The organism is Pseudomonas sp. AU12215 (assembly GCF_001675465.2).
In the GTDB taxonomy this organism is placed as follows: Bacteria; Pseudomonadota; Gammaproteobacteria; order Pseudomonadales; family Pseudomonadaceae; genus Pseudomonas; species Pseudomonas nitroreducens.
On the sequence record NZ_MACM02000153.1, the window covers coordinates 1 to 15324 of the forward strand.

Sequence of the window (15324 nt, forward strand, 5' to 3'; positions counted from 1 at the left end):
TCATTTGCGAAGGCGGCCTCATCGTCCGGGCGCGATTCACCGGAGCCCAGGCGCAGCTGCCAGCTGATCGCCTCGTCCAGCACCTGCAGGGAAACCGGTCCCTTCACGTCGGCTCGCCGTACAGGGCGATGTAGCACTGGCGCAGGCCCTGGGCGATGTACTGGCGTACCCGCGGCACGGAAACGCCCAGCTGCTCGGCGATCTCGGCGTGGCCCAGGCCATCCAGGCGGTTGAGCAGGAAGGCGCTGCGCGCGCGGGTGGACAGCTTGCCCAGCAGACGGTCGATCTCGCGCAGGTCGGCGAGGATCAGGCAGTGTTCCTCGGCTGACGGCTGCACGGCTTCGGGCAGGAACTTCAGTTCTTCCAGGTAGGCCTGCTCCAGCGCCACGCGGCGCCAGTGATCCACCAGCAGGCCCTTGGCGACGGTGACCAGGAAGGCGCGCGGTTCGCGCAGGGAAGGCAGCTCGCGACGGCCGAGCACGCGGACGAAGGTGTCCTGGCTCAGGTCTTCGGCTCGCTGCGGACAGCCCAGGCTGCGGTTCAGCCAGGCAGTCAGCCAGTCGCGGTGAGCGCGATACAGGGCGCCAACGAGTTCGCCGCTACCCATCTGGATGGCCGACAAGCTACTCCCCCAATGATCCCGAATGGGATCAAGTTCAAAAACGATAACTATTCGCAAATGATCGCAAAGTGCAGTCACGCATGCAATTGGCGCCCGTCGGCTTTTGTCTGCCGTTCGCGGCACCATCTACAATCGGGCGCCCATTCCTATAAGAAAAACAGCCATGTCCGACCCCCTACTCATTATCGGCTCCTACCTGTCCCCCTATGTGCGCAAAGCGCTGGTCCTGCTGGAGATGAAGGGCGTGGACTACCGCATCGATTCCGTCGTGCCCTTTTACGGCAACGCCGAGTTCGAGCGCCTCAGCCCGCTGCGCCAGGTGCCGGTGCTGGTGGATGGCGAGCTGGTGCTCAACGACTCCTCGGTGATCTGCCAGTACCTCGACGAACGTTATCCACAGCCCGCGCTGTACCCGGCGGATATCGCCGATCGCGCCCGCGCGCTGGATCGAGGAGTTCGCCGACAGCCGAATGGGCCAGGTGGTCATCTGGCAGCTGTTCGACCAACTGGTGATCGGCCGTGGCGTCTGGGGCCGCGAACCGGACGCGGCGGTGCTGGAAAAGACCTATCAGCAGGATCTGCCGTCGATCTTCGACTACCTGGAAGCACAGTTGCCGGCGACCGGCTGGCTGTTCGGCGAGCTGTCCATCGCTGACATCAGCGTTGCCTGCTTCATGCGCAACGCGCAGTTCGCCCGCTACCAACTCGATGCCCAGCGCTGGCCAAAACTGGCGGCCATGCTGGAAGCGGCTTTCGCCCTGCCGGCATTCGAAAAACTCCACCAGTTCGAGCGCGCCATTGCCCGCACGCCGATCCTGCAACAGCGCGAGGCATTGATCGCAGCGGGCGCGCCGATCAGCGAGGTCAGCCACCTGCGCGAGCAGCCAGTGCGCGGGCCGATGAGTCGCAGCTGATCAGCTCGCCTGCAGGAAGCTCCAGAGTCGTTGCGCGACCGGGCCGTGGGCACGGTCGCGGCGGCGCGCGGCGACCAGTTCCTCGCGGCGGCCGGGCAACTGTGCTCCGCTGAGATCGCGCAGGCGGCCGTCGGCTAGCTCCTCTTCTATCAGGTGACGCGGCAGGTGCCCCCAGGCCAGGCCGTACAGCACCAGCTCTTTCTTCATCGCCTGGTCCGGCACGCTGCATTGCGGCGCGCCATCCAGTGTGAAGAACTCCACTGGTGGCGAGTGCCGGGCGCTGTCGCGCATGACGCACTGGGTGAGCGGGCGCAGGTGTTCCGGGCTAGGGCTCGCCATTTCCGGCAGGAGCGCCGGGGCGATGACCGGGATGAAATCCACGGCGCCCAGGTCCAGCCATTCCAGGCGCGGATCGGCCTTGTCGACGCGGTGCAGGATCAGGTCCGCTTGATCATCCAGTAGCCGCTCCAGCGGGCCGCTGACGCTTTCGAAGTACAGCTGCAGGCGCGTCTGCGGTTCACCGGCGAAGAAACGCGCCAATCGCTCCAGCAGGGCAGGGCGCGGGCAGAAGTCGCCGAGCACCACGCGCAGTTCGCTTTCCTCTCCGGCGGCCAGGTGCGTGGCGTGGTCGCGCAGGCTGCCCAGCTCGCGCAGCAAGCCCTGGGCGCGGCGATGGAAGGATTTGCCGGAGACGGTCAAGGTGACGCGGTAGCCGCTGCGATCCAGCAGCACTAGACCGAGCTGCCGCTCCAGCCGGGCGACGGCGGCGAACACCGCCGGGTGCGAGCGGTGCAGGTGCTGTGCCGCCGCCTGGAAGCCGCCCGCCGTGGCTACGGCATCGAAGCATTGCAGGTCGTGCAGGGTGAAATCGTGCATGTCAGCTTTCCTGACAGTCTTGGTCAGCTCTTTGTAATTTCTTCGGAATGCCGCGGCAACTACCTTCGTCTGCACCTTCACCGACGGAGATGCTCCCATGAGTCCGCTGCATTACCTGACGACCCGCGACAACGCGCGTATCGCCTACCGCCTGGATGGCGCCGACGGCCTGCCGCTGCTGGTTCTGTCCAACTCCATCGGCACCGACCTGCACATGTGGGATGGCCAGATTGCCGCGCTGAGCGAGCACTTCCGTGTGCTGCGTTACGACGCTCGCGGCCATGGCGCTTCCAGCGTGCCGCCGGGGCCGTACTCGCTGGCGCGGCTGGGCGAAGACGTCATCGAATTGCTGGATGCACTGGGCGTGCAACGTGCGCATTTTCTCGGCTTGTCGCTCGGTGGCTTCGTCGGGCAATGGCTGGCGCTGAATGCGCCGCAGCGTATCGAGCGACTGGTGCTGGCGAATACCTCTGCCTGGCTGGGACCGCGGGACCAGTGGGATGCGCGCATTGCCGAAGTGTTGGAGGCGAACGATATGCGGGGCACCGCCGCGACCTTCCTCGGCAACTGGTTCCCGGCGAACTGGCTGGCGCAAGAGCGCCCGGAGGTGGAACCGTTCCGCGCGACGCTGCTGGCGACCAACCGACACGGGCTGGCCGGTTCCTTCGCCGCCGTGCAGGAAACCGATCTGCGCACCGCCTTGCGGGACGTCCGCCTGCCCACACTGGTGATCGCTGGCCAGTTCGACACCGTCACCGCCGCCAGCCACAGCGAGCTGATCGCCGAAGCGATCCCCGGCGCTCGTCTGCTCAGGCTGCCGGCCGTGCATTTGTCGAACATCGAGTTTCCCCGCGAGTTCGAAGGCGCGGTGCTGGACTTCCTGCAGGCTCGCTGAATGAACAAGGCCGCCCGGAGGCGGCCTTGTCGTTTATCCACAACCTCAATGATGGGCAGCGTCCACTGCGATGGATTCGCCGCAGACGTCCACATGGCTGCGCTTGCGATCGGCGAGGGCGAAGTGGATCAGCGCGCCGAGCCCGGCGCCGAAGAACCAGGAGAAATGCGACAGCGTTTCGAACGCCGGCACCAGCGCGAGGACGATGGCGATCAGCGCGGCGGGGACGAAGGCCGCCACCGCGCGCAGGTTGACCCCGCCGCTGAAGTGATAGGCCGCCTCGCGGCTTTCGCTGTAGAGCTCCGGCAGGTTGACCCGGCCACGGCGCACCAGGTAGTAGTCGGTGACCATGATCCCGTACAGCGGGCCGAGCAAAGCGCCCAGGCCGCCGAGGAAATACACGATCACCGCCGGGCTGTTGTACAGGTGCCACGGCAGGATCAGCACGGCGATGGTGGCGCTGAGCAGGCCGGCGCGGCGGAAGTTCAGCAGGTTCGGCGCGAGATTGGTCAGCACGTACGCGGGGGCGACGAAGTTGGCCATGATGTTCACCGCCACGGTGACGATCAGGAAGGCCAGGCAGGCCAGCACGAGGCCGAAGGTGTTGGGGATGGCGGCGACGATCTCGGTGGGGTTCTGCACCAGCTTGCCGTCGATGCTGAACTGCGCGCCGGCCAGCACCACGGCGATCAGCGCGAAGCCCAGCATGTTCACCGGCAGGCCCCAGAAGTTGCCGACGCTGATGCTGCGGCGGTCCGGGCAATTGCGGGTGAAGTCGCAGAAGTTGAGGATCATGGTGCCGTACAGCGAGACCCACAGTGCGGCGGCGCCCAGCACCTTCAGCCACATGGTCGAGCCGGTCGGCGGGTTGCCGCTGGACCAGGCAATCGATAGCCCGGCGCGCCAGTACATCCAGCCGGCGAGGCTGGCGAAGGCGACGAGGATGATCGGGCCGGCGAAGGATTCGTAGCGGCGCACCATCTCCATGCCGTAGGCGAAGATCACCAGTTGCACGCACCAGATGCCGAGGAAGGTGATCCAGCCGAGGCTCGACAGGCCGAGGATCGAGTCCTGGTCGTAGGCCGCAAGACTCGGTGCAATGGCGGTGAGCAGCACCCGTAGCACGACCGAGGCGAGGTAGGTCTGGATGCCGAACCAGGCGATGGCAATCACTGCGCGGATCAGTGCCGGCACCTGGGCGCCGTGGATGCCGAAACTGATGCGGCACATCACCGGGTAGGGCAGGCCAGTCTTCTGGCCCATGTAGCCGGAGAGGTTCATCAGCCCGTAGATCACCAGCGCGCCGAGGGCGAAGGCAGCGAGGATCTGCGCGCCGCTCATGCCCAGCGCGAACAGGCCGATGGCGAACGAGTAGTTGGCGATGTTGTGCACATCGTTGGTCCACAGCGCGAACAGGCTGTAGCGCCCCCAGCTGCGGCCGGTGGCCTTGGTCGGTGCCAGGTCGGCGCTGTACAGGCGCGGGCTCAGGGTTGGCGCGGCCGGCCGGGCGGCGGCCGCGCTATCGACAGATTGGAGGGGGGTAACGCCGGACAGGTGGGTAGGACTGCGGGTCATGGGCTACTCGGCTTTGTATGCACGGCTTTTTATGGTTTGTGTGCAAAAGCCAATTCCGTGCCAGCCCGGTTCTCCTTGCAGTTCCGGTGGATTTTCCACTTCCTTTCGAATCGAGCAGAGCCCTTGTTTGGTGCGGCTTTGCCAGGTATCCAGGGGGGCGTGAAATAATTTTCCATAGCAATCATTGACTTGAGAGTCAGCTCTTGCCTGTGTGGAAAACAAGTGGATTGGGGATTTTGTACACAAAAATTGTGCACAGACGTTACTTATGGGCTCCAAAGTGGCCCTGGGACAGTCGCGGAAAGAGTCCGCTCCTGCACGGAAGTTATCCGTGTGCGTAGGAGCGGGTGCTGTCTGCGATCGGGTAGGAGCGGCGCCAATCCCAACCGATAGCCATAAAAAAACCGCCCCGGAGGGCGGTTCTTTCAACGCTAGGCGAAGCGCTTACAGACCGTTCTTCGCTTTGAATTCACGACGACGGCGATGCAGGACCGGCTCGGTGTAGCCGTTAGGCTGCTGGGTGCCTTCGATGACCAGTTCCAGTGCGGCCTGGAAGGCCACGTTGTCGTCGAAGTTCGGCGCCATCGGGCGGTACTGGGCGTCACCGGCGTTCTGGCGATCCACTACCGAGGCCATGCGCTTGAGGCTTTCCAGCACCTGCTCTTCGGTCACTACGCCGTGGCGCAGCCAGTTGGCCAGCAGCTGGCTGGAGATGCGCAGGGTGGCGCGGTCTTCCATCAGGCCGACGTCGTTGATGTCCGGCACTTTGGAGCAGCCAACGCCCTGGTCGATCCAGCGCACTACATAGCCGAGGATGCCCTGGGAGTTGTTGTCCAGCTCGTTCTTGATCTCTTCCGCGCTCCAGTTGGTGTTCGGGGCGAGCGGAATGGTCAGGATGTCGTCCACCGAAGCCGGTGCGCGCTTGGCCAGCTCGGCCTGACGGGCGAACACGTCGACCTTGTGGTAGTGCAGCGCGTGCAGGGTGGCGGCGGTCGGCGACGGAACCCAGGCGGTGTTGGCGCCAGCCAGCGGGTGAGCGATCTTCTGCTCGAGCATGGCGGCCATCAGGTCGGGCATGGCCCACATGCCCTTGCCGATCTGGGCCTTGCCCTGCAGGCCGGTAGCCAGGCCGACGTCGACGTTGTTGTTCTCGTAGGAGCCGATCCACTTTTCGGTCTTCATGGCGCCCTTGCGCACCATGGCGCCGGCTTCCATGGAGGTGTGGATCTCGTCACCGGTGCGGTCGAGGAAGCCGGTGTTGATGAACACCACGCGCTCGGCGGCGGCCTTGATGCAGGCCTTGAGGTTGACGGTGGTGCGGCGCTCTTCGTCCATGATGCCGACTTTCAGCGTGTTGCGCGGCAGGCCCAGCAGGTCCTCGACGCGGCTGAAGATCTCGGCGGCGAAGGCGACTTCTTCCGGGCCATGCATCTTCGGCTTGACGATGTAGACGCTGCCGGTGCGGCTGTTCTTGCGGGTGGCGCTGCCGTTCAGGTTGTGAATGGCGATCAGGCTGGTGAACAGGCCGTCCTGGATGCCTTCGGGCACTTCGTTGCCCTGGGCGTCGAGGATCGCCGGGTTGGTCATCAGGTGGCCAACGTTACGCACGAACAGCAGGGAGCGGCCATGCAGGCTCAGCTCGGAACCATCGGCCTTGGTGTAGATGCGGTCCGGGTTCATGGTGCGGGTGAAGGTGCTGCCGCCCTTGGAGACCTGCTCGGCGAGGTCGCCTTTCATCAGGCCCAGCCAGTTGCGGTAGACCACGACCTTGTCGTCGGCATCGACGGCGGCCACGGAGTCTTCGCAGTCCATGATGGTGGTCAGCGCGGACTCCATCAGGACGTCCTTCACGCCAGCGGCATCGGTCTGGCCGATCGGGCTGGTCGGGTCGATCTGGATTTCGAAGTGCAGGCCGTTGTGCTTGAGCAGCACGGCTTTCGGCTTGGCGGCTTCGCCCTGGAAGGCGAGGAACTGAGCGGCGTTCTTCAGGCCGGTCTCGCTGCCATTCTTCAGGGTCACGGCCAGTGCGCCGTTCTTCACGACATAGGCGGTGGCGTCGACGTGGGAGCCGGATTCCAGCGCGGCGGCTTCGTCGAGGAAGGCGCGGGCGAAGGCGATGACCTTGTCACCACGGACCTTGTTGTAGCCCTTGCCCTTCTCGGCGCCGTTCTCTTCGCTGATTGCGTCGGTGCCGTAGAGTGCGTCGTACAGCGAGCCCCAGCGGGCGTTCGCGGCGTTCAGGGCGAAGCGCGCGTTCATCACCGGCACGACCAGCTGCGGGCCGGCCATGCGGGCGATTTCTTCGTCGACGTTCTGGGTGCTGGCCTGGAAGTCGGCCGGCTCGGGCAGCAGGTAACCGATTTCCTGCAGGAAGGCCTTGTAGGCGGCCGCGTCATGCGGCTGGCCGGCGCGTGCCTGGTGCCAGCCATCGACCTTCGCCTGGATCTCGTCGCGCTTGGCGAGCAGAGCCTTGTTCTTGGGGGCCAGGTCGTTGATTACGGTTTCGACACCTGCCCAGAACTTGCCGGCGTCGATGCCGGTGCCGGGAATGGCTTCGTTGTTTACGAAGTCGAACAGGACTTTGGCGACCTGCAGGCCACCGACTTGAACGCGTTCAGTCATTGCTTGCCTCACTCTGCTCAGGACCAGCTCTGGACACAGGCAAAACGCCTTGTAGTCCGAGCCGCGGAATACTACATGATGCCGTGGGAAAAATCAGTGGGCTAGCGTCGCGGTTAGACCAAAGTACGCATATCAGTCACGTAGCAGGTCATATGTTCGCAAAAATCTTCTGGATTGTTCCAGATAAATCTTAAAACTGTACACGCATAACATCTTCGGGTACCTGTGGCAGCCCGTCGCAGCCGGCTAACCTCGCCGAGCCTATACTGCTTTTTCCCTTCTGGAGAATCCCGCATGTCCGTGACGCTTGCCACCCCCTCCGATCTGGATGACCTGGTTCTGCTGTTTTCCGGCTACCTCGATTTCTACGAGGTGCCTGCGCCCCACGCAAAGATTCGCGAGTTTCTCGAGGCGCGCATCGGCAGCGGGCAGTCCACGGTCTTCATCGCGCGCAGCATCGATGGACTGGCGGTCGGCTTCGTGCAGCTGTACCCCTTCTTCGCTTCCCTGGCGTTGCAGGCATCCTGGCTGGTCAGCGACCTCTACGTGCTGCCTGCCGCGCGTCGCGACGGTTATGGCGAAGCGCTGATGAACGCCGCCCGTGCCCACGGCGAAAGCACCGGTGCCTGCGGCCTGATGCTGGAGACGGCGAAGACCAACCACGCGGGCCAGTCGTTGTATGAGCGCCTGGGCTACAAGCGGGACGACAAGTTCTACACCTATTGGCTGGACCTCACGGCCTAGCCCTTCGCGGAGACTGCTCATGGACCACCTCGTATTGACCGTCATCGCCCAGGACCAGCCCGGCCTGGTGGAGCGCGTGGCCAAATGCATCGCTGCCCACGGCGGCAACTGGCTGGAAAGCCGCATGTCGCGCATGGCTGGGCAGTTCGCCGGAATCCTTCGCGTGGCGGTGCCCGCCGAGGGTTATGACGAGCTGGTCGAAGGCCTGCAGGAGCTCAGCGAGCACGGTATCCGCGTGCTGCTGGCGGAGAGCGGTATCGAGCCAGCCTGCAACTGGAAACCGATCCACCTCGACCTGGTGGGCAATGACCGCCCCGGCATCGTCCGCGACATCACCCAGTTGCTGGCCGAACACGGCGTGAACCTGGAGAGCCTGACCACGGAGGTGCTACCGGCGCCCATGAGCAGCGAACCGCTGTTTCACGCCGAGGCCTTGCTGGCCGTGCCGCTGACCTTGCCGCTGGAAACCCTGCAAGGAAAGCTGGAAGAACTGGCCGACGACCTGATGGTGGAGCTGAATTTCCACAGCCGGGAGTAACAGCTCTGCTCCGATCCTCCGTCTTGTGGAAAAACCTGTGGGCTCTCTGTTGATGAATTGATAGAGGGCCCATTTTATCTGGGCCTGGCGCCAATCTGTTTATCCACTTCCTGCCTTGAAGCTGTGCACAGATCGCGGGGATTGCGCCGTGGGCATTCTGTTGATAACTGTCTGCGGTGCACTGTTTTCGGGGGGGTGATGGTGCTGCCTGCTTTTTGTACAGCAGCGTCTCAGGGAAAGCAGCGCTTCGAACCTTCCAGACACTGTGCACAAATCCACTGGAAGAGTCTGTGGAGAAGCCGTTCATGGAACGCTGCAGATAGCGCCGCCTCTGACGTCCAGAGAGTTGTCCACTTTCTGATCGGGCGGCGTTCGCTCATCCACACGAAGCGGGGATCAGCCTGTGGAAAAGCCGCTGGAATGTTCTTGCAGGCCAGACGACGCGGGGATTCTAGGGGTTTGATCAGATACTGATCGGTCGGCATTCTGCTGCCGCGGAAATAGGCAGTGAGAGGAGCGGGCCGGGGTCGGTTGTGGAAGAAACGAGCGTTATCCCCGCAATCGCGGGATAGAGCTGTGGACAATCTGCGGGTGACTTCCTGCAAGCCACAGCTGGTGTGGCTTGCAGGCGGTGGATCAATTAATGATCAGTCACCGCGGGAGAGGCGATACCAGATGTCCACGCTGTACACGACCAGCCCCGCCCAGATGCAGCACAAGGAAATCAGGCGCGTCGTGTCCAGGTGCTCGCCGAACAGCAGGATCGCCTGCAGCAGCACCAGGGTCGGCGCCAGGTACTGCAGGAAGCCAAGGGTGGCGTAGGGCAGGTGGCGTGCGGCGGCGTTGAAGCACACCAGCGGCACCAGGGTGATCGGGCCGGCGGCGGCGAGCCAGAAGGCGTCCTTGGTGGTCCAGAAATCGAGATGCGCACTGGGGCCCTCGGCGAACAGCACGAGGTAGCCGATCGCCAGCGGCAGCAGGATCCAGGTCTCCACCACCAGCCCCGGCAGCGCGGCCACCGGCGCCTGCTTGCGGATCAGCCCGTAGAAGCCGAAGGTCAGCGCCAGTGCGAGTGATACCCAGGGCAGGCTGCCCAGCTGCCACAGCTGTTGGGCCACACCCAGCGCGGCGAGGCCGACCGCGACCCACTGCAGCGGGCGCAGGCGTTCGCGCAGGATAACCAGGCCCAGCAGTACGTTGATCAGCGGGTTGATGTAGTAACCCAGGCTGGCCTCGATCATGTGGCCGTTGTTCACCGCCCAGACGTAGACCAGCCAGTTGCTGGCAATGAGCAGCCCGCTGGCGGTGAGCACGGCGATGCGCTTGGGATTCTCGCGCAGTTCGCGCCACCAGCCGGGATGCTTCCACACCAGCAGGAGTAGCGCGCCGAACACCGCCGACCAGATGGCACGATGGGTAATGATCTCCAGGGCGGGAATGCGTTCGAGCAGCTTGAAGTAGATCGGGAAGAGCCCCCAGATGACATAGGCAGTCAAGCCCAGGGCGTAGCCCCGGCGGGGATTGGCGGTGGCCATGGAACATCCTTGGTTAGGCAGCTAATGAGTGGCTGCACAATTCTAGGGCATGCCACGGGGCTTGTCTGTGCCGCTGCGGTGGAAGTGGCGAGGGCGCCGATGATTGTGCGTAACGTTGGTTTTACGGGGAGGATGTGTGCGAAGGGAAGCCATCGCGGACGGAGTCCGCTCATACGAAGCCTGACGCCGCGTAGCAGGGGACTCTGTGCGCGATCCGGCCGCCGGGCCGGTAAGAGTCAGAACAACCGCAACGGTTCCTCATCCAGCGCTGCCAATTGCTCGCGCAGCACCAGTACCTGCTCGCCCCAGTAACGCTCGCTGCCGAACCAGGGGAAGCTCGGCGGGAACGCCGGGTCGTCCCAGCGGCGCGCCAGCCACGCGCTGTAGTGCATCAGGCGCAGGGAGCGCAGGCCTTCGATCAGCGGCAGCTCGCGCGGGTCGAAATCGTGGAATTCCTGGTAGCCGTCGACCAGTTCGGAAAGTTGCCCCAGGCGCTCGTGGCGCTCGCCGGCGAGCATCATCCACAGGTCCTGCACGGCCGGGCCCATGCGGCAGTCGTCGAGGTCGACGACGTGGAAGGTGTCGTCGCGGCACAGCAGGTTGCCGGGGTGGCAATCCCCGTGCATGCGGATGGGGGTGTATTTCACGCGGGCGTACAGGTCATCGACTTTTTTCAGCAGGTCGCGGGCCACGGATTCATAGGCCGGCAGCAGGCTTTTCGGGATGAAGTTGCCGTCCAGCAGGGTGGCCAGGGACTCGTGCCCGAAGTTCCGCGGCGTGAGTGCCTCGCGGTGCTCGAAGGGGCGATTGGCACCTACGGCGTGCAGGCGACCGAGCAGTTGGCCGAGGCGATAGAGCTGATCGAGGTTGCCCGGCTCCGGCGCGCGGCCGCCACGGCGGGGGAACAGGGTGAAGCGGAAGCCGGCGTGCTCGAAAAGGGTCTGCCCTTCATGCACCAGCGGCGCCACTACCGGGACTTCGCACTCGGCCAGTTCGGCGGAGAAGGTGTGCTCCTCGAGGATCGCCTCGCTGGTCCAGCGCCCGGGGCGGTAGAACTTGGCGATCAGCGGCTCGCTGTCCTCGATGCCCACCTGGTAGACGCGGTTCTCGTAGCTGTTGAGCGCAAGAACACGGGCGTCGCTGAGAAAACCGATGCTTTCCACGGCATCCAGTACCAGATCGGGCGTGAGGTCGGAAAAAGGATGAGACATGGCGACGATCCGGCAGTGGTAAAGCTGCCTAGTGTACCCAGTCCACCGTCAATGGGTGGGAAGTCGCCTCAGTGGTCGGCGCAGTGCTTGCTCAGGTAGTCGACGAAGTCCGTAGCCAGTGCACGGCGCTCGCCTTTCACCAGGGTGAGTTTCTGCATCGAACGGGCTTTGCACGTGACTGCTTGGGACGGCTTGGCCGTGTTGTGCAGCGGCGTCAGCAGCAGGTCGTAGGGGGTGCCCTGGCGGGCCTGTTCGGCGAGTTCATCCTCGTTGCCGCCGATCAGCAGGACCTTGTTGCGGGTTTGGATCTGGTACTGGTCCACCAGCGGCTCCAGTATCGGCATCAGCTCGGTACTGGCGCCAACACGCAGCACGTCGGGGCCGGCGTGGCTGGCAAAGGGCAGGAACAGGAGGGCGAGAAGCAGTAACGGGCGGCGCATGGTGGGAGCTCCGGGTGGCCGGGGTCCCGCCCGGCATGAGCGGGACTCTGGCTGCTATTGGAGCGCGGCGCGTCGTCGCGGGGGTTGATATGAGGCAGGGAATCTCATGTGCCTGGGAGGCTACAGCGGTGTGCCGAGGATCACCTGGGCCGGGGAGAACTGTGCGCGCACCGGCGAGCCGGCTTTCAGGCCGAGGATCTCGATGCGCTCCGGGTCGGTCAGGGCGCAGAGCATCTGCCCGCTGGGCAACTGGATGCGCACTTCGCTGGGCCCGTCGTCGGCTTTGCGGATGTCGTCGATGTGCCCTGCCAGGGCGTTCAGCCCTTCCGGGCAAGGGATGTGCGGGAGGTCGACATAGAGCCAGCCGGCCTTCATCAGGGCGACCACCGGAATGCCGTCGGCCAGTTCCAGCTTCTCGGTGCTTTCGCGGGTGACCCGCGCCTGAATGCGCGAGCCGCCGGGCAGCTCGATGCTGATCAGGTCATTCAGCCCGGACGCCTCCACCGCGCAAACGTGCCCGTGCAACTGGTTGCGCGCGCTGGTGCGCATCATCAGGCGGCCGATCAGTTCCAGGTCGGCCTGGTGTTCGACGTGCTCGACGATGTGTTCGCGCAGCGCTTCCAGGCGCTGGTAGAGCGCCAGCAGGCGCTCGCCTTCGACCGTCAGGCGTGCACCGCCGCCGCCCTTGCCGCCGACGCTGCGTTCCACCAGCGGGCGGTCGGAGAGGTTGTTCAGTTCGTCGATGGCGTCCCAGGCGGTCTTGTAGCTCATCCCGGCGGCCCTGGCGGCGTGGGTGATCGAACCGAGCTGGGCGATCTGCGCCAGCAGGGCGATGCGCTGCGGGCGACGGGTAACGTGTTGGGTCAACAGGCTGAGGGTGGTCATGGTTCCGCGGGTACTTATTGGTATGCAGGGAGGCTCCGTTGCTGGCGGGCAAAACGCAAGGGGCAGCTGCCAGGAATGTGGCTGAATGGTCGTCTATTCCGGGGCCGGCGTGCGCGCCAGGCAGTAGACATCCACCCGCCTGGCTCCCGCGCGACGCAGCAGGCGGGCGATGCGTTCGGCGGTGGCGCCGGTGGTCAGCACGTCATCCACCAGCGCCAGGTGCAGGCCATCGACCATGGCTCCGTCGGCCAGGACGAAGGCATTGCGCAGGTTGCGCTTGCGGGTGGCGGCATCGAGGCCTTGCTGTGCCGGGGTGTCCTGCGCGCGCAGCACCAGGCGGTTATCCACCGGCACGCCGAGCGGCCCGGCGATCCAGTCGGCCAGCAGGGCGGCCTGGTTGAAGCCGCGCTGGCGCTCACGCCGACGGGAGAGGGGAACGGGGATCAGCCGCTCCGGTCGCGCCAGACCCTCGTCGAAGACGTGCAGCAGATGGCGCGCCAGTAGCTGACCGAGCAGTCGACCCAGCGCGGCGTTGGCCTGGTGCTTGAAGCGGGTAATCAGCGCATCGACGGGGAAGCCGTAGCGCAACGGCGTTTCCACTTTCTGGAAAGCGGGCGCTCGACGCAGGCATTGGCCGCAGGCGAGATCGAGGGTCGGCAGGGGCAGCGCGCAGATCACGCAGTGGCCGGCGAGCCAGGGCAGGTCGTCGTCACAACCGGCGCACAACGGCAGCACCGCCTGTTCCGCCGTTCCACCGCAAAGCAGGCATTGCACGCGTGGGCGCCACCAGACGGGGCGCCAGTGAAGCAATCGCATTCCGCCCTCCGCAGGGCGGCGCCGTCAGTGGATCAGCCAGCTCAGGACCACCAGGCCCAGCACCGTCCAGATCAGCCCGCCGAAGATCGAGCGCCGCAGGAAGGCGCGGATGCCACTGTAGAGCAGCAGCAGGCCGATAAAGAGCAGGACGAAGCTGAAGATCGAGACGTCGATTCCCACAGCGCGTGCCAGGCCGTGGAAGAAGTCGTCCATGGCGCGCCAGAGGCCGCCGAGTACGCCCGACAGCAGATCGACGATGAAGCGGATAGCCTTGCCGGCCATCTGGCCAAGGCCGTCGAAGAATCCTTCTGTTCCCATCTGGGTAATGACTCCTGAGTGTGCTGTCTGGTTGGAGCGGCAAATGGCCGGATCGGTTCAGAAACAGCAGCCACCGGCTGTTTGCCTGTGATCAATAAGTGATCACTTGTCGACCTGTGTCGCGAGAGTGGTTGACAGCGTCACAGCTCCACATATGATGCCTTGAGCCTGATTTCCCCGGTGGTGCGCCGCCGGGGCACCTTAGACAAGAGGCGCGCCCCCAAGCGTCGAAGGACTTTGCCGATGAGTGCCAACGCAGCCCAAGTAACCCGCCACGACTGGACTCTTGCCGAAGTCCGCGCCCTGTTCGAACAGCCGTTCAACGACCTGCTGTTTCAGGCACAGACCATGCACCGCGCGCATTTCGATCCGAATCGCGTGCAAGTTTCCACGCTGCTGTCGATCAAGACCGGTGCCTGCCCGGAGGACTGCAAGTATTGCCCGCAGTCCGGCCACTACAACACCGGCCTGGACAAGGAAAAGCTGATGGAAGTGCAGAAGGTGCTGCAGGCCGCTGCCGAGGCCAAGGCCATCGGCTCGACCCGTTTCTGCATGGGCGCCGCCTGGAAGCACCCGTCCGCCAAGGACATGCCCTACGTGCTGGAAATGGTGAAGGGCGTGAAAAAGCTCGGCCTGGAAACCTGCATGACCCTGGGCAAGCTGACCCAGGAACAGACCCAGTCCCTGGCCGAAGCGGGCCTGGACTACTACAACCACAACCTCGATACCTCGCCGGAGTTCTACGGCAACATCATCACTACCCGCACCTACAGCGAGCGCCTGCAAACCCTGGCGTACGTACGTGAGGCGGGGATGAAGATCTGCTCCGGCGGCATCCTCGGCATGGGCGAGTCGGTGGACGACCGCGCCGGCCTGCTGATCCAGCTGGCCAACCTGCCCGAGCACCCGGAATCGGTGCCGATCAACATGCTGGTGAAGGTCAAGGGCACCCCGCTGGCCGAGGAGAAGGACGTCGATCCGTTCGACTTCATCCGCACCCTGGCAGTCGCCCGGATCATGATGCCGAAATCCCACGTGCGCCTGTCCGCCGGCCGCGAGCAGATGAACGAGCAGATGCAGGCCCTGGCGTTCATGGCCGGCGCCAACTCGATCTTCTACGGCGAGAAGTTGCTGACCACCACCAACCCGCAGGCCGAGAAGGACATGCAGCTGTTCGCGCGACTGGGCATCAAGCCCGAGGAGCGCGAGGAGCACGCCGACGAGGTGCACCAGGCTGCCATCGAGCAGGCGCTGGTGGAACAACGCGACTCCCAGCTGTTCTATAACGCGGCTTCGGCCTGACCTGCTTTTCGTAGGAGCGAGCAAGCTTGCT

At 64.6% G+C, this 15324-nt stretch carries 15 protein-coding genes and 2 pseudogenes; 6 read left to right on the forward strand and 11 right to left on the reverse strand.

The window, feature by feature from the left end; all coding sequences use genetic code 11:
- Positions 1-107 (reverse strand): annotated as a pseudogene (locus tag A9513_RS36595) (amino acid ABC transporter substrate-binding protein); the annotation flags it as partial.
- Positions 104-622: an RNA polymerase sigma factor gene (locus A9513_RS22985; protein WP_024763645.1), complete on the reverse strand. Its 519-nt coding sequence runs from the start codon at positions 620-622 to the stop codon at positions 104-106. The gene A9513_RS22985 and the pseudogene A9513_RS36595, both read right to left, overlap by 4 nt.
- Before the next feature lie 235 nt (positions 623-857).
- Here A9513_RS22985 and A9513_RS36600 point away from each other — a divergent pair.
- Positions 858-965: pseudogene (locus tag A9513_RS36600) on the forward strand (glutathione S-transferase family protein); the annotation flags it as partial.
- Positions 966-1092: 127 nt separating this feature from the next.
- A complete protein-coding gene (locus A9513_RS36605) occupies positions 1093-1536 on the forward strand; it encodes a glutathione S-transferase family protein (protein WP_255302885.1) in 444 nt (147 codons plus the stop codon).
- Here A9513_RS36605 and A9513_RS22995 read toward each other — a convergent pair whose 3' ends face one another.
- Positions 1537-2412 carry a LysR family transcriptional regulator gene (locus A9513_RS22995; protein WP_065085676.1) on the reverse strand — a complete coding sequence of 292 codons (876 nt, stop codon included), beginning with the start codon at positions 2410-2412 and terminating at the stop codon, positions 1537-1539.
- A gap of 97 nt (positions 2413-2509) precedes the next feature.
- Here A9513_RS22995 and pcaD point away from each other — a divergent pair, with 97 nt between their 5' ends.
- Complete coding sequence (gene pcaD, locus A9513_RS23000; protein ID WP_065085677.1) at positions 2510-3307, forward strand: 3-oxoadipate enol-lactonase; 798 nt, start codon at positions 2510-2512, stop codon at positions 3305-3307.
- Between the two features lie 45 nt (positions 3308-3352).
- On the opposite strand, the gene A9513_RS23005 is transcribed toward pcaD, so the two are convergent.
- A complete protein-coding gene (locus A9513_RS23005) occupies positions 3353-4882 on the reverse strand; it encodes an NCS1 family nucleobase:cation symporter-1 (RefSeq protein WP_065085678.1) in 1530 nt (509 codons plus the stop codon).
- A gap of 444 nt (positions 4883-5326) precedes the next feature.
- On the reverse strand, positions 5327-7504 hold the full coding sequence (locus tag A9513_RS23010) for a malate synthase G (protein WP_065085679.1): 2178 nt from the start codon (positions 7502-7504) through the stop codon (positions 5327-5329).
- A gap of 294 nt (positions 7505-7798) precedes the next feature.
- Here A9513_RS23010 and A9513_RS23015 point away from each other — a divergent pair, with 294 nt between their 5' ends.
- Both A9513_RS23015 and A9513_RS23020 read left to right on the forward strand, forming a co-directional pair.
- Positions 7799-8248 carry a GNAT family N-acetyltransferase gene (locus tag A9513_RS23015; protein ID WP_038803503.1) on the forward strand — a complete coding sequence of 150 codons (450 nt, stop codon included), beginning with the start codon at positions 7799-7801 and terminating at the stop codon, positions 8246-8248.
- Between the two features lie 19 nt (positions 8249-8267).
- Positions 8268-8786: a glycine cleavage system protein R gene (locus A9513_RS23020; protein ID WP_065085680.1), complete on the forward strand. Its 519-nt coding sequence runs from the start codon at positions 8268-8270 to the stop codon at positions 8784-8786.
- Between the two features lie 647 nt (positions 8787-9433).
- Here A9513_RS23020 and rarD read toward each other — a convergent pair.
- From rarD to A9513_RS23050, 6 genes are all read right to left on the reverse strand, one after another.
- The gene (gene rarD / locus A9513_RS23025) at positions 9434-10321 is read right to left on the reverse strand and encodes an EamA family transporter RarD (RefSeq protein ID WP_024763638.1); all 888 of its coding nucleotides are present in this window, start codon (positions 10319-10321) and stop codon (positions 9434-9436) included.
- A 236-nt stretch (positions 10322-10557) separates the two neighbouring features.
- Entirely contained in the window at positions 10558-11532 is a 975-nt protein-coding gene (locus A9513_RS23030) for a serine/threonine protein kinase (protein WP_037015763.1), read from the reverse strand.
- A gap of 68 nt (positions 11533-11600) precedes the next feature.
- Positions 11601-11972: a substrate-binding domain-containing protein gene (locus A9513_RS23035; RefSeq protein WP_065085681.1), complete on the reverse strand. Its 372-nt coding sequence runs from the start codon at positions 11970-11972 to the stop codon at positions 11601-11603.
- A 120-nt stretch (positions 11973-12092) separates the two neighbouring features.
- The gene (locus tag A9513_RS23040) at positions 12093-12857 is read right to left on the reverse strand and encodes a TOBE domain-containing protein (RefSeq protein WP_065085682.1); all 765 of its coding nucleotides are present in this window, start codon (positions 12855-12857) and stop codon (positions 12093-12095) included.
- A gap of 93 nt (positions 12858-12950) precedes the next feature.
- Positions 12951-13673, reverse strand: a complete 723-nt coding sequence (locus A9513_RS23045; protein ID WP_065085683.1) for a ComF family protein — start codon at positions 13671-13673, stop codon at positions 12951-12953.
- Between the two features lie 24 nt (positions 13674-13697).
- Positions 13698-13991 (reverse strand): hypothetical protein, encoded by a 294-nt coding sequence (locus A9513_RS23050; protein WP_024763634.1) that lies wholly within the window; start codon positions 13989-13991, stop codon positions 13698-13700.
- 243 nt (positions 13992-14234) lie between these two features.
- On the opposite strand from A9513_RS23050, the gene bioB reads away from it, so the two are divergent.
- Positions 14235-15293 carry a biotin synthase BioB gene (bioB, locus tag A9513_RS23055; RefSeq protein WP_065085684.1) on the forward strand — a complete coding sequence of 353 codons (1059 nt, stop codon included), beginning with the start codon at positions 14235-14237 and terminating at the stop codon, positions 15291-15293.
- The last annotated feature ends 31 nt before the right edge of the window (positions 15294-15324 follow it).

Coding starts and splice junctions, on each gene's coding strand:
- A9513_RS36605 (WP_255302885.1), top strand. CDS start 1,093: ATGGGCCAGGTGGTCATCTGGCAGCTGTTCGACCAACTGGTGATCGGC.
- A9513_RS22995 (WP_065085676.1), bottom strand. CDS start 2,412: ATGCACGATTTCACCCTGCACGACCTGCAATGCTTCGATGCCGTAGCC.
- pcaD (WP_065085677.1), top strand. CDS start 2,510: ATGAGTCCGCTGCATTACCTGACGACCCGCGACAACGCGCGTATCGCC.
- A9513_RS23005 (WP_065085678.1), bottom strand. CDS start 4,882: ATGACCCGCAGTCCTACCCACCTGTCCGGCGTTACCCCCCTCCAATCT.
- A9513_RS23010 (WP_065085679.1), bottom strand. CDS start 7,504: ATGACTGAACGCGTTCAAGTCGGTGGCCTGCAGGTCGCCAAAGTCCTG.
- A9513_RS23015 (WP_038803503.1), top strand. CDS start 7,799: ATGTCCGTGACGCTTGCCACCCCCTCCGATCTGGATGACCTGGTTCTG.
- A9513_RS23020 (WP_065085680.1), top strand. CDS start 8,268: ATGGACCACCTCGTATTGACCGTCATCGCCCAGGACCAGCCCGGCCTG.
- rarD (WP_024763638.1), bottom strand. CDS start 10,321: ATGGCCACCGCCAATCCCCGCCGGGGCTACGCCCTGGGCTTGACTGCC.
- A9513_RS23030 (WP_037015763.1), bottom strand. CDS start 11,532: ATGTCTCATCCTTTTTCCGACCTCACGCCCGATCTGGTACTGGATGCC.
- A9513_RS23035 (WP_065085681.1), bottom strand. CDS start 11,972: ATGCGCCGCCCGTTACTGCTTCTCGCCCTCCTGTTCCTGCCCTTTGCC.
- A9513_RS23040 (WP_065085682.1), bottom strand. CDS start 12,857: ATGACCACCCTCAGCCTGTTGACCCAACACGTTACCCGTCGCCCGCAG.
- A9513_RS23045 (WP_065085683.1), bottom strand. CDS start 13,673: ATGCGATTGCTTCACTGGCGCCCCGTCTGGTGGCGCCCACGCGTGCAA.
- A9513_RS23050 (WP_024763634.1), bottom strand. CDS start 13,991: ATGGGAACAGAAGGATTCTTCGACGGCCTTGGCCAGATGGCCGGCAAG.
- bioB (WP_065085684.1), top strand. CDS start 14,235: ATGAGTGCCAACGCAGCCCAAGTAACCCGCCACGACTGGACTCTTGCC.